At 65.7% G+C, this 21573-nt stretch carries 15 protein-coding genes, 3 pseudogenes and 2 riboswitches; of the genes and pseudogenes, 6 read left to right on the top strand and 12 right to left on the bottom strand.

Annotated features, from left to right (window positions below; genetic code table 11):
• Positions 1-20 precede the first annotated feature (20 nt).
• The 7 genes and pseudogenes from FOM02_RS26435 to FOM02_RS26405 form a co-directional block, all read right to left on the bottom strand.
• Positions 21-1565, bottom strand: coding sequence for an AMP-binding protein (locus FOM02_RS26435; protein WP_027558984.1), 1545 nt, complete (start codon positions 1563-1565; stop codon positions 21-23).
• Positions 1558-2076: a (2Fe-2S)-binding protein gene (locus FOM02_RS26430; RefSeq protein WP_027558983.1), complete on the bottom strand. Its 519-nt coding sequence runs from the start codon at positions 2074-2076 to the stop codon at positions 1558-1560. Before FOM02_RS26430 ends, FOM02_RS26435 begins: the two co-directional genes overlap by 8 nt.
• Positions 2073-2907: pseudogene (locus FOM02_RS26425) on the bottom strand (FAD binding domain-containing protein). Before FOM02_RS26425 ends, FOM02_RS26430 begins: the two are co-directional and overlap by 4 nt.
• A pseudogene (locus tag FOM02_RS26420) lies at positions 2904-5916 on the bottom strand (xanthine dehydrogenase family protein molybdopterin-binding subunit). Before FOM02_RS26420 ends, FOM02_RS26425 begins: the two co-directional pseudogenes overlap by 4 nt.
• A 141-nt stretch (positions 5917-6057) precedes the next feature.
• Entirely contained in the window at positions 6058-6897 is an 840-nt protein-coding gene (locus FOM02_RS26415; protein WP_027558980.1) for a helix-turn-helix transcriptional regulator, read from the bottom strand.
• 106 nt (positions 6898-7003) lie between these two features.
• Complete coding sequence (locus tag FOM02_RS26410; protein WP_027558979.1) at positions 7004-8425, bottom strand: UbiD family decarboxylase; 1422 nt, start codon at positions 8423-8425, stop codon at positions 7004-7006.
• A gap of 29 nt (positions 8426-8454) precedes the next feature.
• Entirely contained in the window at positions 8455-9075 is a 621-nt protein-coding gene (locus tag FOM02_RS26405; protein WP_027558978.1) for a UbiX family flavin prenyltransferase, read from the bottom strand.
• A gap of 150 nt (positions 9076-9225) precedes the next feature.
• Between FOM02_RS26405 and FOM02_RS26400 the strand changes: the two genes are divergently transcribed.
• The 5 genes from FOM02_RS26400 (at position 9226) to FOM02_RS26380 (ending at position 13928) form a co-directional block, all read left to right on the top strand.
• Positions 9226-10197: a LysR family transcriptional regulator gene (locus FOM02_RS26400; protein WP_027558977.1), complete on the top strand. Its 972-nt coding sequence runs from the start codon at positions 9226-9228 to the stop codon at positions 10195-10197.
• A 97-nt stretch (positions 10198-10294) separates the two neighbouring features.
• Positions 10295-11119: an AraC family transcriptional regulator gene (locus FOM02_RS26395; protein ID WP_027558976.1), complete on the top strand. Its 825-nt coding sequence runs from the start codon at positions 10295-10297 to the stop codon at positions 11117-11119.
• A gap of 105 nt (positions 11120-11224) precedes the next feature.
• Entirely contained in the window at positions 11225-11917 is a 693-nt protein-coding gene (locus tag FOM02_RS26390) for an O-methyltransferase (protein WP_027558975.1), read from the top strand.
• A gap of 78 nt (positions 11918-11995) precedes the next feature.
• Complete coding sequence (locus tag FOM02_RS26385) at positions 11996-12682, top strand: siderophore-interacting protein (RefSeq protein ID WP_092217047.1); 687 nt, start codon at positions 11996-11998, stop codon at positions 12680-12682.
• A gap of 205 nt (positions 12683-12887) precedes the next feature.
• Positions 12888-13928 (top strand): Bug family tripartite tricarboxylate transporter substrate binding protein, encoded by a 1041-nt coding sequence (locus FOM02_RS26380; RefSeq protein ID WP_027558973.1) that lies wholly within the window; start codon positions 12888-12890, stop codon positions 13926-13928.
• 24 nt (positions 13929-13952) lie between these two features.
• On the opposite strand, the gene FOM02_RS26375 is transcribed toward FOM02_RS26380, so the two are convergent.
• A complete protein-coding gene (locus FOM02_RS26375) occupies positions 13953-15383 on the bottom strand; it encodes a PepSY-associated TM helix domain-containing protein (RefSeq protein ID WP_027558972.1) in 1431 nt (476 codons plus the stop codon).
• A 12-nt stretch (positions 15384-15395) separates the two neighbouring features.
• Positions 15396-17720 (bottom strand): annotated as a pseudogene (locus FOM02_RS26370) (TonB-dependent receptor).
• 115 nt (positions 17721-17835) lie between these two features.
• A riboswitch (cobalamin riboswitch) is annotated at positions 17836-18038 on the bottom strand.
• 72 nt (positions 18039-18110) lie between these two features.
• Between FOM02_RS26370 and FOM02_RS26365 the strand changes: the two are divergent.
• The gene (locus FOM02_RS26365; RefSeq protein ID WP_027558970.1) at positions 18111-18683 is read left to right on the top strand and encodes a histidine phosphatase family protein; all 573 of its coding nucleotides are present in this window, start codon (positions 18111-18113) and stop codon (positions 18681-18683) included.
• A gap of 74 nt (positions 18684-18757) precedes the next feature.
• Here the strand turns inward: FOM02_RS26365 and cobT are convergent, their stop codons facing one another.
• From cobT to FOM02_RS26350, 3 genes are read right to left on the bottom strand one after another with little or no spacing between them, the layout of a single operon-like run.
• On the bottom strand, positions 18758-19816 hold the full coding sequence (gene cobT, locus FOM02_RS26360; RefSeq protein ID WP_027558969.1) for a nicotinate-nucleotide--dimethylbenzimidazole phosphoribosyltransferase: 1059 nt from the start codon (positions 19814-19816) through the stop codon (positions 18758-18760).
• A 10-nt stretch (positions 19817-19826) separates the two neighbouring features.
• Complete coding sequence (gene cobF / locus FOM02_RS26355; RefSeq protein ID WP_027558968.1) at positions 19827-20576, bottom strand: precorrin-6A synthase (deacetylating); 750 nt, start codon at positions 20574-20576, stop codon at positions 19827-19829.
• A 42-nt stretch (positions 20577-20618) separates the two neighbouring features.
• Positions 20619-21296, bottom strand: a complete 678-nt coding sequence (locus FOM02_RS26350; RefSeq protein ID WP_027558967.1) for an energy-coupling factor ABC transporter permease — start codon at positions 21294-21296, stop codon at positions 20619-20621.
• A 36-nt stretch (positions 21297-21332) separates the two neighbouring features.
• Positions 21333-21553: riboswitch (cobalamin riboswitch) on the bottom strand.
• Between the last annotated feature and the right edge of the window lie 20 nt (positions 21554-21573).

Genomic DNA, 21573 nt, shown 5'->3' with positions numbered 1-21573 from the left:
CTTCTGTTGATGGGTGATGATCAGGCGGCGTCCGATGGCGGCAGGCGCTCGGCCTCGTATTCTCCGGCGACGAGCAATCGCCGCAGCAGCTTGCCGACCGGCGATTTCGGGATCGCGTCGACGAAGACGTAGCGGCGCGGCCGCTTGAAATTGGCAAGGCCCGAGGTGCGGCAGAACTGCTCCAGCTCGACTTCCGAGACTGCGCGGTTGCGCTTGACGAAGGCGGCGACGACCTTGCCCCATTTCTCGTCGGCGACGCCGACGACCGCGACCTCGTCGACGGCGGGATGCAGGGACAGGCAGCTCTCGATCTCGACCGGCGAGACGTTCTCGCCGCCGGTGATGATCATGTCGTCGACGCGCCCGGTGACGAACAGGTCACCATCGGGATCGACGAAGCCGGTGTCGCCGGTAAAGTACCAGCCCTCACGCAGCGACTTGGCGTCCGCCTCGGGACGCCGCCAATAGCCCTCGAAGGCCTCGTCGCCTCTGAGCGTCGCGATGATCTCGCCCTCCTCGCCGACTGCCGCGAGATCTGCGACCGACTTCGTACCGATACGCACGACCTTGACGTGCTGGTTCAGCCCGGCCTTGCCGGCCGAGCCGGGCTTTGCCGCTGCATCCTGATCGATCGTAAAGGTGTAGATCTCGGAGCTGCCGTAGTGATTGACGAACAATTCCGGCCTGAATGCCTCGTTCAGCTTCTTGAGCAATCCATCGGTCATCGACGCGCCGGCAAAACCGAGCTTGCGCACGCTGGAGACGTCGGTCCTGGCAAACGCCTCGTGATGGACGAGGTCGTGATAGAGCGTCGGCACCAGATAGAGATTGGTGATCGCTTCCTGCTCGATCAGCGCCAGCGCCTGGCGGCTGTCATAGCGCGGCAGGCAGATGAAGCTGCCGCCGATCAGCGACATCGCCAGCAGCGAGCGAACGCCCATGGTGTGATAGAGCGGCATTACGCCGAGGGTGCGCTCGCCGCGGCCGTAGAGATTTTGCGCGACATGCGCGATCGCCGCCGCCCGCTCGGCACGATGCCGCCGCGGCACGCCCTTCGGCCGCGACGTCGTGCCTGACGTATAGAGCATGATCGACCACGCATCGGCACCGACGCGCGGCTCGGCGTCGGGTGCGCGGTCCTTGATCAGATCAGCAAAGCTCGTCGCATCGCCCGTGCCGGGATCGACCGACACGCGTAGCAGCTTGCCTGCCAGCGCCGAGCCCTGGACGGCTTCGGCAGAGATATCCTGATAGAAGACAGCGCAGGCTTCGGCGTTCTCGATGCAGTAATCGAGCTCGTCGGCCTTGGCGCGCCAGTTGATCGGCGTGATGACGAGGCCTGCGAACTGGCAGGCCCAGTGCAGCGTCGCCGCTTCCCAGTGGTTCTGCAGCAGCGTGACGACGTGATCGCCGGGCTTGAGGCCGAGGCGGTCGAACGACGCCACCAGCGCGGAGATCTTGTCGTACCATTGTCGATAGGTCAGGCGGAGATCGCCGTCGACCAATGCAATGGAATTGGGATCGCGCGCGGCGCTGGCCATGAAGCTGCTGGCGAGATCAAGCATCGGACGTCTCTTTGTTGGATGAAGCAAGCTGGGCGGCGGCTTCCAACGCCGCCTGGATGATCGGGGTGTAGCCGGTGCAGCGGCAGATATGCCCGCTGAGGAGATCGCGGATCTCCGCCTCCGTCGGCGCCGGGTTCTTGGCCAGATAATGGTCGAGCGACATCAGGATGCCGGCGGTGCAGAAGCCGCACTGGAGCGCGTGGTTGCGGCGGAACGCCTGTTGCAGCACGCCGAGCCGGTCGGCCGACGGCGCAAGCCCTTCGACCGTTTTGAGCTCGCAGCCATCGACCTGCGCGGCCAGCGTCAGGCAAGACCGCGTCAGCATGCCGTCGACGACGACAGTGCAGGCGCCGCAGACGCCGTGTTCGCAGCCGACATGCGTCCCGGTCGCACCCAGTTGGTGGCGCAGGAAATCGGAGAGCAGCATGCGCGGCTCGGCTTCCGCCTCGACGGGTCTGCCATTCAGCGTGAGGCGAATGGAATGGCGCTGATCTGCCTTGAGACGCGTCATTGCAGCACCTCGCCGATCAAATCGCGGCCGATCATGCGCACGAGGTCGCGGCGATAGCGCGCGGTGGCGTGGACGTCGTCGCGCGCGCCAAGCTCGTAAGCGAAGGCATTGAGGGCATCGTCGAGCGCACTGCCCTCTAGGTGAGGCCAGTCGCGCGCGGTCGGTACGTCGGCGACGCCGCCAACGGCGAGCCGTACGCCGGTCGGAGTCTTCATCGCGGCGCAGGCGACGATGGCGAAATCGCCGTGCCGGCGCGCGACCTCGCGGAAGGCGACGCGCGCTCCCTTGACGACCGGCAGCGAGATGCCCTCGATCAGCTCGTCATCGGCGCGCGCGGTCAGCATCATGCCGGCGAAAAAGTCCTTGGCCGCGACGCGGCGCCGGCGCCTGGCGCTGCGGAGCAGCATCTTCGGCCGCCAAGTGCGATCCGCCGCCAAGTGCGACCATTGCCAGCGGCATCTCGGCGCTGGGATCGGCGTGCGCGAGCGACCCGCAGACGGTGCCGCGGCTGCGGGTCTGCATGTGCCCGACCCAAGGCAGCGCCAGCGCCACCAGCGGCAGTGCCTCGGCGAGCTCTGGCCAGGCCAGGAGATCGGCCTGGCGTACGCCAGCGCCGATCACGACGGCATCGCCCCTCCGCTCGATCCGGCGCAGCTCATCGATGCGCATGATGTCGATCAGCAGCTTCGGCTTGGCGAGGCGCATGTTGAGCATCGCCATCAGCGATTGCCCACCGGCGAGCACGCGGGCATCACCACCTTGCTGTGCGAGGCCTTCAACGACATCGCCAACGTTCTCGGCACGGAGATAATCGAATGCGGGCGGCTTCATCGGCGCCCCCCGAACAGGCTGGCGATTTTCGCCAGTAGCGCGAACAGCGAGAAGCCGCCGCCCTCTGCACCGCCACCGCCAGCCTTGCGGGCGAGCGCGGTGAAGAACTGGCCGATGATCACGCGCGTCGCGCCATCCAGCAGCCGACCACCAATGCTCGCGACCTTGCCGCCGATGGCAGCGTCGTAGCTGTAGGTGAGCTTGGTTCCGCCATTGCCGTCGGGCGCAAGCGTGATCCGTCCCTCGGCATGGCCGAAGCCAAGCGCGCCGGTGGCGCCGCCGCGCAAGGTGACGGCATGCGGCGGATCGAGGTCGAACAGCTCGACGTCGGCGCGATAGCGTCCGGTGACGGGGCCAATGCCGAGCGTGACGTCAGCGCGGAAATGCGTGTCGGTGACCTTGTCGACGCGCTGGCAGCCGGGAATGACCGATTGCAGCGTGGCGGGATCGAGCAGCATCGCCCAGACCTGCTCCGGCGCGCCCTTCACCGAGGCCTGCCCCTCGCCGCGCAGCCGCCGATCGCCTTCGCGCGCAGGCGGGGCCGTCGCCCCACCTGCGGGAGGCGGAGCGGAGGCTCGGTCGCCGCGCACGAGGCTCCGCAAGCCGCGCGGGCACCAGCGGGCAAAGGTGATATTCGGCAACGCCGAGCGCATCCGCAACCGCATTGGCGATGCACACCGGCGTCGACATGCAATTGCCTTCGCCCACGCCCTTTGCGCCGAGCGGCGTGAACGGCGACGGCGTCTCCATGTGGAAGATCTCGGGCTCCGGCACCTCTGTCGTGGTCGGCAGCAGGTAGTCGGCCAGCGTGCCCGTCAGAAAGCTGCCGTCCTCGGCGTAGGCGTATTCCTCGTAGAGGGCAGCCCCGAGCGCCTGGGTGAAGCCGCCGCGGATCTGGCCGTTGACCATGCCGGGATGCAGGATGGTACCGCAATCGTGCATGGTGACGTAGCGGTCGATCCGCGTCTCCAGCGTGACGCGGTCGATCTCGACGCCGCAGAAGTCGAAGATGAAGCCGTGGCAGAGCGAAGAGTTGATGCGGTCGTCCTCATCGGGCGGCGTCAGCTCCGGCGGGGTCCAGAACACGGTCTCGCGAATGGTCTGGCCGGCATCGTCAGGCAGCGAGCCCGGCGACCAATGGCTGAGCGCGGCGACACGCGAGAACGCAATGCGGTTCTCAGGATTGTTCCTTGACGCAACAAAACCCTTTGCGAAGACGATATCCGCGGCCTCGACGTTCAACTGGCTGGCTGCGATGCGGGCAAGACGGCCGGCGACCCGCTCGGCCGCGATCTTGGCGGTGCCCGCCACCGCTGCCGCAAAGCGGCTTGCGTAATTGCCCGAGGCGATCGACCAGGCGTCCTTGGCCGTGTCGATCTCGGTGTTGACGCGGATGTCCTTTGGTTCGAGCCCGAACACATCGGCGACCACTTGCGACAGCACGGTGCGATGACCCTGCCCCTGCGGCACCGAAGCGACGTGGACGGTGACGCTGCCGACCGGATCGAGCCCGACCGTTGCGGTCGCCTGCGCGCCGTTCTTCGGCCCGGCCTTGCGGCGCTCGGCCGCCGTCAGCACGGTGGTGATATAGCCCATGTTGGAGACGCTGGGCTCGACTACCGCGGTGAAGCCGATGCCGTAGAGCCGCCCCTGCGCGCGGGCTTCGTCGCGCTTTGCCTTCAGCTCCGCGAGCCTGCCGTGCTCGACCGCGCGCACAATGGCTTCCTGGTAGTTGCCGGAATCGAGCAACGCGCCGGTCGCAGTGCGATAAGGGAAAGCGCCCGCGTCGATCAGGTTGCGCTTGATCACATCGAGCGGATCGAGACCGAGGCCGATCGCGATCCTCTGAACCAATCGCTCCAGCGCGAAATAGACCTGCGGGCCGCCAAAGCCGCGATTGAGGCCGGTCGGCGTCTTGTTGGTGACGACGACGCGGTTGCGGATCTTGACATGGTGGATGTCGTAGGCGCCGGTCAGATTGCCATGCATGCGATAAAGCGTCGCCGGCTCGGGCGCGCGTAAGTGAGCGCCGCAATCCTCGACCTGGTCCCAGTCGAGCGCGAGAATCTTGCCGTCGGCGGCGACCGCCGCTGCCAGTGTCGTCGCGCGATTGGTCGCCGACACCGACGCGGTGAGATGCTCGAGCCGGTCCTCAATCCACTTCACCGGCCGGCCCGTAACGCGTGCGGCCGCCGCAATCAGCACGATGTAGGGAAATACGCCCTGCTTGACGCCAAAGCTGCCGCCGGAATCCGGCGGCGTGCGCAGCCGCAGCCGGTTGCCCGGCACCTTGAGCGCACGCGCGATCACGGTGTGGATGCTGAACGGGCCCTGGAAATTGGCGAGCACTTCGTACGCATCCTCACCGGCATCGTGCGAGGCAACGACGCCATAGGTCTCGATCGGCGTGCAGGAGTTGCGGGGATACTTGATATCGATGGAGAAGCGATGCGGCGCTTCCGCAAAGGCTTTTTCAGGATCGCCGTAGCGAAACGCTCGCTCGCTGGCGAGATTGCCGGGGAAGCCGTCATGCAGCACGGGCGCACCCGGCGCGATCGCGCCGAGCGGATCGATGACGGCACCACGCGGGCGGTATTCGACGTTGATGAGTTCGGCGGCATCCTCGGCCCGCGCGCGGTCGGTTGCGACGATCACAGCGACCGGCTCGCCGACATAGCGCACCCGATCCATCGCGATCGGCCAGCACTCGACCGGCGCCTTCACGCCGACAACGAGACTGGTCGTGACGGCCTTGACGTCGTTGCCGGTCAGAACCGCCGCAACGCCCGGCAGACGCTTTGCAGCTTCAGTATCGATGGAGAGAATATCGGCATGCGCATGCGGCGAGCGCAGGATGGTTGCGTGCAGCGTGCCGGGCTGAACGCCGAGATCGTCGATGAAGCGGCCACGGCCAGAGAGCAGCGCAGCGTCCTCGATGCGTTCGATCGAGCGCCCGACCCACGGCTCATCGCCACGTTCCTGATTTGCGGATTTGACCGCCTGCAGCATATCCCGGCATACCTCCCGACGCGTTCTTTGACGCGACGGTGACGTTTGTCAGGACGGGGGTGCAGGGCCCATACCGCCCGCTCTCACGACTTACCAAATCGTCTCATTCGAGAGCGTGCAGCGCAATATCAGCCCGCAAAATCAACCCGCAAGACGCGAGACGTTGCGAAACTCGCGCGGGCTGACACCGGCATGATCGCGGAAGAAGCGCGTGAAATGCGCCGGCTCCGGAAAACCAAAACGCTCACTGAGCTCGCCGAGCGGGGTGTCCTCGCGCATGACAGCATCGAGCGCACGCTCCATGCGGACGACATTGAGATAGATCTTTGGCGAGACGCCGAGCGAGGTCTCGAATAGGCGGAAGAACTGCGCACGCGACAGGCCGGCACCCTTCACGAACTGGTCGACGCTGCCATAGGAATCCTGAGTGCGCATCGCGTCCATCGCGCGGCGGATGCGCCAGTCGCAGCTCACCGCGCTCATGCCGCGGATCGAGGTCGGAAAGCTGCGCCAGGGCGTGAAGCGCTCGATCACGGCGATCATCAAATCGGACAGCGTCTGCTCGTGGGTCCGCACCGCATCCGGATTCGCCATCATTTCAGCCGCCAAAAGCAGCGTGAGCTGGCGGATGCGCGGCGACACCTCGCCCGACGGCCGCTCGAAAAAGCCCGGCGCGCCGCTGGCGGCCCACCCCGGTCGGAACTCCTTCAGCCATTCCGGCTCAATATAGAGCGCCATGATGAGCGTGCGCGGACGGTTGACGTCGTGCACGTAAGCATGCGGCTTCCAGCCATCGACGAGCACGGCGGCGGTGTCCGTCAACGGCGTGACCTGATCGCCGACCATGAAATGCGTGTCGGCGCCCTCGACCTTGAGCAGGACGTGGCAATGATGATGGGCGTGGCGGACCAGCGACCGGTCCATGTCGAGCAGAGCGACCCTACCGAAAGCGCCATGAGCGATGCGCAGGGCCGTCGACATCAGTTCCTTCCTCCCAGCATTGCGCTGCAATACGATTGGCTTGTTGGCGCGGCACTATAGGCAGCACCCGCTTCATATTCCAACGGCGCAAACCGACGCAAGCCGGTCATACCAGCGCCTCCGCAAGGAGACGCGCGATGGCGGCGCTGGGGTCGGCCTGCAAGGCGGTGGCGAGATCGACATCCTCCTCGCCCTTGACGCGAATGCGCTTGAAGGCGAGCTCGGGCGCGCTGACCGGCGCGGTCGCGTCCAGCCCCATCTTGGCGCTGATGCCGTTATCGGTGGTCGGATCGAGCTTCGAGCCAAGCGCGCCTGACACGACCATGAGGTCACGGTCTGCCTGGAAGCGCGTCGCCACCGCCCATTCGATCTCCTCGGACGAGGAGATGTCGACATCCTTGTCCACCACGACCACCTGCTTGATGTCGTAATGCGCGCCGAAGGCGCACATCATGATGTTCTTGGGCTCGCCGTCATTGGCCTTGTCGATCTTGATGGCAAGGTGATAGCGGCAGGTCCCGCCGCGCGTGAGGCGGACGTCGAGCACATTGGGGAAGCTGCGGCGCAGGTGCTGGAGCAGCGTCGCCTCGCGCGGCACGCCGCCGAGGATGAGGTGCTCGAAGCCGCCGCCGACGATGGTGTGGAAGATCGGCGCCTTGCGATGGGTGATCGCGTCGACCTCGATCACCTCGCGATTGGCGCGCGGACCGTAATATTGAGGGAATTCCCCGAACGGGCCTTCCGGCTCCCGCACGCCCTGAAGAATGCGTCCCTCGATCACGATCTCCGCATGGGCGGGCACGCGGACCGAATTGGTGCGGCACTTCACGACATCCACGGGCGAGCCGAGCAGCGCACCGGCAATGGCCATCTCGTCCTCGTCGAGCGCGGCGATCGCCTGCGAGGCGAGCATCAGCGCGGGGTGCGCGCCGATGACGATGGCAATCTCCAGTGCCTGCCCCAGCTCTTCGGCGAGGCGATAATAGGAGAACGTGTGCCGCGGCAACAGCAGCACGCCGATACGGTTCTTGCCGGAGATCTGGCAACGGTGGATCGAGACGTTCTGAACGCCGGTCTTCGGGTTGCGGGCGATCAGCAGGCCGGCGGTGATGTAGGGGCCGCTGTCGCGCTCATTGTGCTTGGGCACTGGGAGCTGGCGGAGCAGATCGACGTCTTCGTGCACAACCTCCTGCACCGGGCCGCTCGTGACCTCATGCGTCGGCAGCGGATGGCTTGCGGCGGCGAGAAACCGCGGCAGTAACTGATCCTCGGTGACGCCGATGGACTCGGCGACCCAGTCGCGGCCCGCAAAGAGATTGGCGACGACGGGAATCTCGTGCCCGTCGGGACGCGGAAACAGCACGGCGCTGTCGCGCTCCAGCCGCTTGGCGATGGCGGCGAGCTCATCGGCGAGGCCGATGCCCTCGCGAGCGATCGCGAGCTTGCCACGCTCGGCGAGATAGGCGAGCCAGGCGCGCAGATCGGCTGGCGCCTTCGCAGCTGTTCTGGCCGGAGTTTCCATTTGCATGTATCGGGTCTTTCCTTGAGGCCTTCGGGTCAGGGCACGATCTTGCGCAGCGTCGGCGAGCGGCGCTTGAGCGCCTCGTCCTCGCCCCAGCGGCGCACCACGCCGATGTCGATGTCGTAGAGGTCGAGGACGCGACCGGCGGTGTGCTCGACCATGTCTTCGAGATTCTCGGGTTTGGCGTAGAAGGCCGGCACGGGCGGCGCGATGATCGCGCCCATTTCCGACAGCGCAGTCATTGTCCTGAGATGGCCGGTGTGCAGCGGCGTCTCGCGCACCATCAGCACCAGGCGCCGGCGCTCCTTCAGCACGACGTCGGCGGCGCGGGTGAGCAGCGTCGTGGTCACGCCGGAGGCGATCTCGGACATCGAGCGCATCGAGCACGGCGCCACGATCATGCCGGCGGTGCGGAACGAGCCGCTGGAGATGGCGGACGCCATGTCGTCGATCGCATGGCAGACATTGGCGAGCGCCCTCACCTCGGCGATCTTCAGGTCGGTCTCGTAGGCAAAGGTCAGCTCGGCGGTCTTCGACATCACCAGATGCGTCTCGACGCCGGCATTGCGCAGCAGCTGCAACAGGCGCACGCCATAGGTGACGCCGGAGGCGCCGGAAATGCCGATGATCATCCGCTTGGGTGTGGCGTCCTGCATATGACTGGTTTCGCTCCCTGGGACCCGCCGCGAGACTAGGCAATCCCATCCATCACCACAAATAATGATTGATTATATCATTCATCGTCTGAGATGATGGTCCGGAGGCAGATCGGCGAACAAAGGACTGACCCCGTGGAACTCAGGCAGATGCAATATTTCCTGTGCCTTGCCGAGGAAAAGAACGTCACCCGGGCCGCGCGCCAGCTCAACATCGTTCAGCCGGCGCTGAGCATGCAGATCGCCAAGCTGGAGGCCGAGCTCGGCCAAAAGCTGTTCGACCGCAGCGTCCAGGGCATGACGCTGACCAGCGCCGGCGAGGCCTTGGTGCGGCTGACGGCGCCGATCGTGCGCGATGCCGAACATGCCCGCCAGGAGATGGCACAGCTCGGCGGACGCATCTCGGGCCGTGTTTCCGTCGGCCTCATCACCTCGGTCGCGCAAAGCACCATGGCGAGCGCGTCGGCAGCTGTCGCAAGCCGCTATCCCGAGATCACGCTGTCGGTCTGCGAGGGCTACACCGAGACGCTGATCGACTGGGTCAACACCGGCCAGCTCGATTTCGCGCTGATCAACGTGCCGCGCCGGAAGACGCCGCTGGCCGCGCATCACGTCATGGACGAGGAGATGGTGTTCGCCTGCCGCAAGGACAGCCCGATCCAGCCGCCGGCAAGACTGCGCTTCGATCACATCGCCAATTTCGATCTCGTGCTGCCTTCCAAGCGCCACGGCCTGCGGCTGATCCTGGACGAGCATGCCGCCGCAATCGGCATCGACCTGCGGCCGCGGCTCGAGCTCGATACCCTGCCCGCGCTCTGCGACGTGATCGCAACCACCGATTTCGCGACGGTGCTGCCGACCATCGCGCTCCGGCAATCGCTGGCGGGCGGGACCATCCGCGCGCACCGCTTCGACGCGCAGCGGATCGTGCGCTCGATTGCCTGGGTGCATCACCCGCGACGCGCGGTGTCGGTCGCCGCCAAGGCCGTGCTCGATGTCATCAGCCACGATCTCGCGGAGGCCGCCGCCGTGGCGCGCGAGTTCGTGGAGCCTTCCTCCAGTGGCACAGGCTCGTCCTCCTCCCGCAAGGATCGCAGGAAGCCGCGGAGGCGAGCAGGTTAGAACTGATCGAGATTCGGACCGGCTGCGTTGAAAGATTCGACGGCGGCCCGATATTGTTTGACGCACGCCACCGCGTCCGGACCACTCACCGCCCGCCATGCCCTTCTTCCGGCTCAACGACGACCAATTCCTCCCCGATGATCTCGGGGACTTCGACCCCGAAGCCGTGCCGCGCGCCATCGCCGCCTTCGGTGGCCGCATGGTCACCAAGGGCATGGAGCTCGCGATGCACACGCATCGCAAGGACGAGCTTGTCCTCACCTTGCGCGGCATCGTCAGGCTGGAGGCCGGACATGGCGTCTGGATCGTACCGCCGCGTTGCGCGGTATGGATTCCCGGCGATGTCCCGCACAGCGTGAGCGTCGCCGGCGATGTCGAGATGCATTGCCTCTTCATCGAACTGGATGCGGCGCCGACACTGCCGCGGCAATGCTGCGCGCTGTCGATCTCCCCGTTGCTGGCAAGCCTGCTGGTCCATGCCACCCACATGCCTGTCATGTACGACGTCGACGGCGCCGACGGTCGGATCGCCACGGTGCTGCTCGACCAGCTCGCTGCCGCTCCGATCGAGGAGCTGCGCTTCCCGATGCCTGCGGATGCCAGGCTGCGCCGGATCGCGAGCGCGATGATGGAAGACCCTTCCGACCGCGCGACGATCGACGATTGGGGGCGGCGCATTGCCGTCGCGCCACGCACCCTCACCCGCATCCTGCAACGCGAGACCGGGATGAGCTTTGGCCGCTGGCGCCAGCAGCTCCACATCCTCATCGCGCTTCAGCGCCTCGACCAGGGCGCCTCGGTGCAAACCGTCGCGCTCGATCTCGGCTATGAGGGCGCGAGCGCCTTCGTCACCATGTTCCGCAAGGCGCTGGGCAAGCCGCCGGCGCGATATCTCGCCGAACGGCGCATCAGCGCACACTGACCGGAAATCGCAATCGATTGTCCCGTTCGCGGAATGCGCACCAAAGGACGATTTCGTATCCAGGCTCCAACGCGCCGATGGGCGCATTGCAAGGGAGCTGGATACATGGATTCGATCAGCAGCGGCCTCGTCGCCGACGTCCTCCATCGTCTTCATCAGGAAGCGGAGATCGCCGACGCGCCGCTGATGCAGGCCTTCGTGAATGAGGGCACGAGTCGCGAAGAGATGATCAGCCAGGCGATCGCGGCCGAGAGCCGCGATCTCAATGAGGTCTACCAGCGATTTGCGAACAATTTTCTGAGCGTCTCGCCGCGGTTCGGACGCTTCCTCTACATGTGCGTCCGCGCCAGCAAGGCCAAGCGCATCGTCGAGTTCGGCTCCTCGATGGGGATTTCGACGATCTACATGGCCGCGGGCTTGCGCGACATTGGCGGCGGCCGCCTGATCGGGACCGATCTCGAGCCCGGCAAGATCGAGCGCGCACGAGCGAACGTCGCGGCGACGGGGCTGGCGGACTTAGTCTCGTTTCGGGTTGGCGACGCGCGGGAAACCCTGAAGGCCGATCTCGGCGGCGAGATCGACATGGTGATGCTCGACGGCGCCTTCACGCTCTATCTTCCCATTCTCAAGCTGCTGGAGCCGCATCTGAAACCCGGCGCGCTCATCGTCGGCGAGAACGCGTTCGAGGAAGCCTCCGGCTATATCGACTACGTCCGCGATCCCGAAAATGGCTACCTCTCGCTGTCGCTGCCGTTCGATCCCGGCCGCGGCAACGAACTCACGATCAAGACCAGATGATCCGGGAGCCAGGCCTTGAACGAGCCCGGTCAGCAGCCGCAAATCTCATCGCAGGCGTCACAAGGAAGGGTCACGCAGATGCTGTTGCGATGGCTGATGCGGTCCGCGCGCATCGCCGCAATCGAGACGCTCTCGCCGCACTTTCGGCTCATCGAGATCGAAGGCGAAGCCCTCAAGGACGTCGCCTGGAATGCGGGCCAGAAGATCCAGGTTGCGATGCGCGCGGGCTTGAGCGCGCGCACCTATACGCCGATGTCATGGGAGGCAAGCAGCGGGAGAACTCGCCTTCTCGCCTTCATCCATGGCGTTGGCCCCGGCAGCCGATGGGTGAGCGGTTTGCGCGAAGGCGACACCTGCCAGTTGTTCGGCCCGCGCCGCTCGCTCGATCTCACCGGCCTCGAGGCGCCCATCGTCCTGTTCGGCGATGAGACCTCGTTCGGTCTTGCAGCGGCATTGCGCGACAATCTGCAAGCCGGCGGTGCGCTCCACATGTTCGAAACCACCGATGTCGCGGAGTCGCGGCGGGTGCTGGAGGCCATCAGCCTCGGTGAAGCACGATTGATCGCCCGCAGCGCGGACGATGCACATCTCGCAGCCGTCGAGGCGGAAATGCTGCGCCTTGCTGCAAACGGCGCCAGGTTCATCCTGACGGGCAAGGCATCATCGATCCAGCGCATCAGCCGCGCGCTGAAAGCGGCAGGCGTCGCATCGTCGCGGATCAAGGCAAAAGCCTATTGGGCGCCGGGCAAAACCGGACTGGATTGAGCCTCCTCTCACTCGGACAAGATGTCGCGCCCGCTGCAGAATGAGACGGGTTGGTAAGTTTTGAGACGAGCCGGCATGACGGTCGCATTCGCGAGCTAACTACGATCCAGGCGCAGAAAATCGCGGCCTGGCGTTCATCCCCGACGAATCCTTCCGGGCGATCCCAGGGCTCGCAGAACAAGACAGTCGGGAGATTGAGTCCGAGATGGCATGGTTCGGTCGCAGCAAGATCACGAACACAGCTCAGCAGCGGAGCGAGGGATTTCATCCTGACCGGAGATCACTGCTCTCGTTCGGCGCAGGCGCAGCTCTCGCCGCGGCCGGACTGCGTCCCGCACAAGCGCAAGACTACCCCGCGCGGCCGATCCAGGTGCTCGTGCCCTTTGCCGGCGGCAGCGCCAGCGATGTCATCACGCGCATCCTGCTCAACCGCATGTCCACCTCGCTCGGACAAGCCTTTGTGGTCGACAACCGCCCCGGCGCCGGCGGCAATATCGGCACCGCGGCCGCGGCACATGCGGCCGCTGATGGCTACACGCTGCTGATGAGCACCTCCGGCCCGCTGGCTGCGAACAAGTCGCTCTACAAGGAGCTTCCTTACGACCCGCAGAAGGATCTCGCCCCGATCGGTCTGTTCGCGACGATGCCGAATGTCATCGTGATCAATTCGAGGCTGCCGCCGAAATCGCTGCGTGAACTGATCGACTACGCCAAGGCGCATCCGCGCGAGCTGAACTACGGGACGGTCGGTGTCGGCTCGTCGCAGCATCTGTCGGCGGCCTATTTCGAGCAGCTCACCGGCACCGAGATCACCCACGTTCCCTACCGCAACATCGCCGCGTACACGCCGGACTTCATCGCAGGGCAAGTCCCGCTCGGCTTCCAGCTCCTGCCCAACGTCCTCGGCCTGATCAAGAGCGGCGATGCGCGCCCGCTCGCGGTTGCCAGCGACAAGCGCATGACCGCGCTGCCGGATGTGCCGACCGCGGCCGAGGCTGGCCTGAAGGATTACGAGAGCGCCGCCTGGCTCGCGCTGCTCGCGCCGGCGAATACCGACAAGGCCATCGTCGGCAAGCTCTATAAAGCGATGGTCGAAGCCGTGAACGATCCGAAGGTGCGCGCCCTCTTCGTCGAGCAGGGCGCCGAGCCGCTGGTGATGGACCCCCAAGGCCTGACCAATTTCATGACCGCCGAGACCACGAAATGGGCCGGCATCATCAAGAAGATCGGCATCGAGCCGATGTGAGGGTCAGACCAGGCTCATCCGCGTTCAAGCCGTGAAGGTCGACCGCAGACGGCGCCAGCCGATGACGATGCCGGTCACGGAGAATACGAGCCCGAGCGCGCAGAGCCCGACAATCAGGATGTCGCGCAGACGCGGATGCGCCATCAGGACCGGAAAATCGAGCGTGTGCAGCGCGCTGTAGAACCAGCGATAGGCCCGCCGCGAGGCATCCAGCCTTTGCAGCACGCTGCCGTCGGCGCCGTCGATATCGAACCAGACCTCGCCGCATCGGGCGCGGTAGACGGGCGCTCCGGGAACGACGGACTGCGCGGGATAGTCGTCAGGCTCAGCGAGAACGGACGGCATGCCGCAGTTCGCGGCAAGGCGCGCTGTCAATTCCTGAATGTCGCGGACACTCAAGACACCTGCTTGTTCAGCACGAGACGTATCCCCTGCCCTGACCAACGTCTGGGACCCCAGAGCAGGCCGGTCGCGCCGATAGAGATTGCCGCCGAACGCGAACCATTCGACTTCGCGGACCGGTGACGCTGACCGCAGCTGGTCGCGCGATGAAGCCGTCCAGTCCGGCGCGGCAGCCGCCACACGCGCTTCGGCCGGCGTCAACTGCCCGCGCGAGAACAGCCGGCCGTGATCCATGGACAGCCAGCCGCTGAAAATCCAGGTCAGCACGAACAGCGTTGCTGCGAGGCCGATGAGGTGATGCAGGGCGTGCCAGCCCCGATACGGCGTCGAGATCGCCCGTCCTCGCATCCTGATCCGCACGATCCCGAGCACCGCACCGAGCAAGGCCGCGATCGAGGCCAGCAGCGACAGCGTCCAGACCACGCGGTCCCACAGCGCCCAATTGCGCCTCAGCACCGTCGGATAAATCCAGTGCAAGACGCTGCCGACCCAATTCCAGCCACGCTCGCTTCGGGTCGTGTCGAGGACGACTTCGCCGGTGCGTGACGAGATATAGATCTCCGTCCCGGCGGCATCGCCGAGGGCCATGCGAAACAAGGGCCGATGGCGGTCAAAGCCGTTTGGAACGCTCCATTGGTCATAGTCCGCGCGTGCGAGGATCGCGGCCGGCGCGGGATCAAGCCCTCGCCGCACGGCGTGCGCCCGCGCAATGGCCAGTGCAATGTCGGCCGACGTCACACTTGCGTCCCGTCCATCGGAGGCGTGGACCGCGCCGAGCTGCGATCGCCCTGACACGATGTAGACCGGCCCATCGCCCCGCTGGATCAGCCGCGCGCGCGTCGCATCCGGTAGCTTGCTTGCCGTCACCGCTTCGGCGACCGTGATCCTCACCTCCGCACGATCGACCGGTGCCAATCCGGCAAACCGCTCCGCTTCCGTCAGTGACGGAAACGGAACGAAGTGCATCACGATCCCGCTCGCGAACCACATCGCGAACAGCAGGCAGGACGCGACCCCGAGCCAGCGATGCAGCAGGACGATCGCGCTCATCATGTGGTCAGCGCCCTACCATTTGAACGCGGCCGAGAGCTCATAGGTGCGCGGCGCGCCCAGGAGGATCTGGTCGGGATAGAACGGATCGCCCCAGATCGCATAGCGCTTGTCGGCGATGTTGCGTACGCGGAAGGTCAGGCGGGCCTGGTCGACCGCATTGAACACCGTCTTCGGGATGTCGACGAAGGCGTAGACGTCGGCGACGGTATAGGCCTTCATCGTCACGACATTGGCGTCGGTGTTGTAGCGGTCGCCGACGTGACGGCCGGTGATGCCGAGCTCCACTGGCCAGGGCGTGAAGAACCGGTACGACGCGCCGGCATTGGCGACGATGCGCGGCACGTTCGGCGGCGTGTTGCCGGAGAACGACCCCCCGGCAAAATTGTAGTCGGCATAGCGCGCATCGACATAGGCAATATTGCCCCACAGACGCAGCGGCTCGATCGGGCGCACCGCGGCTGCAAGCTCGACGCCCTTCGATTCCTGCCGTCCCGCAATGTTGAGCGTCTGGCCGCCGGCTGCCGCATAGACGTTCTTGCGCAGGATGTCGTAGGCCGAGAATGACCACTCCGCCCTGTTGTCCCAGAACAGGTGCTTGACGCCGGTCTCGTAGGTGCGCGCGGTCGTCAGATCCAGATTCTGGGTCGGACCAAGCAGGAAGATGTTGTTGGCGGAGACATCGGCGCCGGTGGCGTACTGGCTGAAGAAGGTCAGGCCGGGTACGGCCTCCCATGTGTAGCCGATGCGGCCTGTCGTCGGGACCCAGTCCTTGGTGAACGGGAAACCTGCCTTCACCAGGCCGTTGACGTCGGTCGAGTTGCGATCGAGTCCAATGTGCTCGACGCGGAGGCCGCCGACCAGCGCAAAGCTGCGCGTCAGCTTCAGCCGGTCCTCGAATGACAGCGCCTCGTTGTCGATGCGCGCGGTCTGCTGCTGGATCGTGAGCAGGCCGTAATAGCCGCGGGCGGGATCGACCAGCGAAACCGAGTCGCCCGGAAAGTTCGCAGCACCAGGCCTGACAAAATCCAGATAGCTTGACGACAGTGTCGTGACCAGGCGGTTATCGAAGCCAGCGATGTTCGTGTCCCAGATCAGATCGGTGATGTTGCCGACCAAACGCTGGCTGTGCGCGACGTAAAAGCGCTCGCGATTGACGAGGTTCGAGACGGAGTTGAATGCCTCGACCTCATTGTTGAACCAGGTGCGCTCGGCGCCGTAGCCATAGGCCTGGCTCCTCAGTGTCAGGTCGGGCGCGAGCTTCAGCTCGAAACCTCCGCGCAGCCACACTTCCTGGGCGACGTTGCGATTGTCGAGGACGTTGTAGTTGGTGTTGAAGGTGCGGTCGTCGATGGTGACCGCGCCGAGATTGGTTCCGTTGTAGTTGGAGACGTAATTGCCCGAGACGATGCCGCTCGTTGCGTGCGAGCCGCTGAAGGCGATCGGCACCAGCGGCGCGCCCCAATAGGCCTTGCCGCGGTCTTCGCGATACTCGATCGCGCCCCAGACCTTGAGGCTGTCGGAGATGCGATAGTTGAGCTGGCCCGACACATCGAACGTTTTGGTGTTGGTATCGTCGGCAAAGCCGTTGAGCGAAGAGCGGCTGATATCGAAGCGGTAGTCGAGCCCCTGCACGTTGGTGCTGCCGCCCGAGCCGTAGTGGACGCCGAACGAGTTGAGCGAATCCCAAAAGAAGTCAGCCTCATTCCGGATCGGCCCGGTGTGCGGCAGCTTCGTGACCAGGTTGATTGCGCCACCTGCGGCACCTTCGCCGGACATCAGCGAGGCCGGCCCTTTCAAAAATTCCACGGCTGCGAGATTGGCCGTATCAGTGATCCGCGAGGTCATGTTCTGCGGACCGATCTTGATGCCGTTGTAGAGCATGTTGATCTGGCTGTTGGTGAAGCCACGCATGGAGAACGCCGCGGGCTCGGCCGGATTGTCGCCGGAGGTGACACCGACGGCGCCCTGGGCCACCTCCGACACGGTGCGATAGCCCTGCTCCTGCATTGTTTTCGCCGAGATGACCTCGACGGTCGCGGGCGTCTCCTGCACGGTCAGGCCGAGTCGCGAAGCGCTCTCGGCCACCACATTGGTGTTGAGTGGCGTCTGCGCTGCTGCGGCCGGCGCTGAACAGCCCTCAGCCGCTCAGGATCTTTCTCGGTTTGTTGCGTGAGCCGGGGCCTGCTTGCGGGATTGGGCGGGGGAGACTTCAACGGGCGGCAGGGGTTCGCGGGCCTGCTGCGCCAGCGCGGCAGGCACATCCGCGGCCGCAAGCGACGTGAGCGCGGCGGAGGCGAGCAGGAAACGACGCGGTCGTACAATATGGATGGAAGACACGGTCCTGGACCTCGGTGTGACGTCAGTGGCACGTCACCGCGAACCAAGGTCCCATCATCAGGCTTTCAGCCGTACGATGAAGCCGAATGTCTGTACTCCCCGACCGACATCTTCGCGTGTGACCACGGCTGACGGCAGGTCTCCTGGCTCGCGGGTCGTGACCACTTCGTCGCCTTCCCGGGACCGAGGACCCAGTGGCTTCTGACGAAGGATTCACCGCTTACAGTTGCGGGGGCAGCTACGGCATTGGGGACAAGGTCCCCGCACCGCATTCCCTTTTCATCCCCTCTCGGGGAAACCGTCAGAGGCATCTAGGATTACGACCAAGACAGAGTCAATGTGCAAGCTGCGGCGTTATTGCCACAGCGCCCAATTTCCTTGGAGATGAGCATGGAAGGCGAGACCTTCCTCTGGCTGATACGGCATGCGCCCGTCGACGGCGTCAAAGGCACGATCCATGCGGCCGACGCGCCGGCCGATCTCCGCGATCGCGCGCAACTCGAGGCGCTGCGGCAGCGCCTGCCGCGGGATGCTGCGAGCTATGCCAGCCCGGCGCGGCGCACGGTCGAGACCGCGCGGGCGCTGGGGCTGGAGCCGACGCTGGTGAGCGAATTCACCGAGCAGGATTTTGGCGACTGGACCGGCCATCGGCATGACGAGCTCGCAGCGACCGGCGGCGAGGCCTATGCGAAGTTCTGGAGCGATCCAGCGCGTGGAAAGCCGCCGGGCGGCGAGAGCTTTGAGGATCAGGTCGCGCGCGTCCGGCTCGGCCTGTCACGGATTGGCTCGGGCCCAGCCGCGCTCGTCGTCCATTCCGGCACCATCCGCGCCGCGCTCTGCATCGCGCTCGCCCTCACGCCTCAGGCAGCCTTGCGCTTCGTCATCGATCCGCTGTCGCTGACCCGGATCGACCGGCTCACGACCGGCTGGCGCGTCGTCTCCGTCAACCAGCGGATCAGCTAAAGCATGATCCGGAAAAGTGCGCAGCGGTTTTCCGAAAAGATCATGCTGAAACAACAACCTAAAGCGCGATGATCTCATCGCGCTTTAGGCCGATCCGGCACATTGGCCTGCGCGAACGTCGCCATGCCGTTGTGGAGCGCGCAGGCCGACCGCACCAGTGGCAGCGCGATGGCGGCGCCTGATCCCTCGCCGAGCCGGAGATCGAGGCTGATCAGCGGCTGCACGTTCAATGCACGCAGCACCAGCCGATGCCCCTGCTCCGCCGACTGATGCGACGGCAACAGGAACGGCTGGCATGACGGGTTGAGCCGCGCTGCCGCAAGTGCGGCGACTGATACGATGAAGCCGTCGATCAATACGGGAATGCGGCGCTGCGCAGCCGCGATGATCGCGCCTGAGATCGCCGCGATCTCGAGGCCGCCGACGGCGCACAGGATTTTTTCGGGCGCTGCGCCCGCAACGCCATGGCGTGCGATCGCGGCGTCAATCACGCGCGCCTTGTGCGCGCGGCCGGCGGCATCGATACCGGTGCCGCTGCCCGCGATCTCGTCGGCGCCGACGCCGAGCAGGCTCGCGGCGATCGCCGCGGACGCAGTGGTGTTGCCGATGCCCATCTCGCCGAAGATCAGGAGATCGGGGTTGGTGGCCTCCGCGCGTGCCACCGCGCGCTGGCCGGTTTCGAATGCGAAGGCCAGCTCGGCAGGCGTGAGCGCAGCCTCGGTGCTGAAATCGCGCGTGCCGCTGCGCGGCTTGTCGGTGACGACGCCCGCCATCTCCTCCTGCGCCAGCGTGCCCGCGTCGACCACTTCCAGGGTCGAACCCAGTTCACGCGCCAGCACCGAGATCGCCGCGCCGCCGGAGGCAAAATTCGCCATCATCGCGATGGTCACGGCTTGCGGATAGGCCGACACGCCCTGCGCGACGATGCCGTGATCGCCGGCAAAAACGATGACGGGCACGCGGGCGGCGCGCGGCTGCTCAGTCGCTTGCAGGCCCGCAAGCTCGATCGCGAGCTGCTCGAGCCGACCGAGCGCGCCGGTCGGTTTCGTCAGTTGCGCCTGACGCGCAATCGCCGCTTCGCGATGGGCCGCGGAGATCTCGGGGCACTTTTGGTAGACACATTCGGGTAACATGCTGCCTCGCTTAACGCCCGCGCTTGAGAATGTAGCTGTCCATGATCCAGCCATGCCGCTCGCGCGCTTCCTGCCGCGCGGCGACGATGCGCGGACCAACCTCGGCCAGCGCGCCTGAGTGGATGATCTGATCTTGCATGCCGAGATAGGCGCCCCAATAGATGTGAAGCCCCGCCGGATCGAGCGACTGGAACGCGGTGCCGCCGTCGAGCATCACCACCACGGTATCGACGCCTTGTGGCCAGCCGCCTTCGCGCAGGCGGCGTCCCGTGGTCACAAGGAAAGGCTCGCCGATCTCGTTGAGCGGCAATGCATGCGCCGCGCACAGCGCCTGGATCGAGGTGATGCCCGGTACGACCTCGATCTTGGGCAAGGGCTTGAGCCGGCGCGCGATGCGCAGCGAGGAATCGTAGAGCGAGGGATCGCCCCAGATCAGCAGCGCAATCTTGCCCTCACCGCCAAGATGATCTGCGATCGTCTGCGACCACGTCGCGGCGACCGCATCATGCCAATCGTGCACGCCCTTGCGGTAATCGGCTTCATCCGCATCGCGCACGGGAAGATCGAACTCGGCAATGCGCGTCCTGTCGCTCGTGAGCACATCGGCGCAGATCGTGCGCCTGAGATCGGCGAGATCGGACTTTGCGGTGCCCTTGCGCGGGATCAGGATGAGATCGGCGGCGTTGATGGCAGTGATCGCAGCGCGCGTGAGCTGATCGGGATCGCCGCAACCGATGCCTATCAGGGAGAGCGTGAGCATCGCGAGCGCGAGGGGCGGCCATGACGGCCGCCCCTTGATCTCTTAGGCCGCGTTGTGCAGGCGCGGAGTGACGAGGCCGGGCGCGGTGACACCGCGCAGCGACTTCGCCAGCGCCAGCACGGCGAGATCGGCGAGCGGCTCGATCACGATGACGAGCGCATAGGAGGCCGCGAAGGTCGCGATGTTGGCGAGGTTGCTCATCGCAAAGCCGGAGCCATAGAGCGCCCAGAACGCCACCCAGGCGATCACGCCGGCCTGGTAGGTCGTCGAGAGCGCCAGCGCCTGGCGATACCTGAGGTCGACATAGGCGGTGTTGCGCGAGATGATCCGTGCGGCGATCGCCTGGATCCCGAACAGCGGCACCAGCAGCGTGGTGACGTTCATGCCGTATTGCGGCAGGTCGGCGGGCTCGAAGAACACGCCCTGGAGCAAGAGGCCGAACGCAAGGCCAAGAGCCGCCGGCGCCGCACCGAACAGCAGGAACAAGGTCGAGCCAAGGATGAAGTGCACCTCGGAGACGCCGACCGGGAAGTGCGGCAGGATCTCGAAGAAGGTGAAGACGAGCGCGGTGGTCGCGAGGGTGCGCACGGCGAGCGAGCCGATGCCCTGCTCGCGCACGGTCTCGACCGCGAGCTTCAAGGCAACGCCGCCTGCGGCGATGCCGGTTGCGTAACTCAATACAAGCTTGGCGCCCGTCACGACGCCGGGTTCGATATGCATGGTTCAGTTCCTTCCTGCCGTCACACCCGACGGCCTTGGCCTCAAAACATGCACGGCCTGTCTCCTGGCTCGCGGTTCACTGGGGTTCTCCGGCCTTCCCGGACCTTGCGGCCCAGTGGCTGATCGGAGCCCCTCACCGCTTACAGTCGCGGGGGCGGCTGGGGTTTTGGGCGCCGCAACTGGGTCCGCCCATCCCCATTCCCGATTATGCTCCGGCGCTTTGCGCCGCGTTGAGCACCATGCCTCTCCTGTGTGCCCCTTTCGCCAGCCGGGCGTC

This window comes from Bradyrhizobium sp. SEMIA (assembly GCF_014844175.1).
Lineage (GTDB): Bacteria > Pseudomonadota > Alphaproteobacteria > Rhizobiales > Xanthobacteraceae > Bradyrhizobium > Bradyrhizobium arachidis.
The sequence above is the reverse complement of the archived record's forward strand: the minus strand, read 5'-3'. Positions and strand labels throughout refer to the sequence as shown.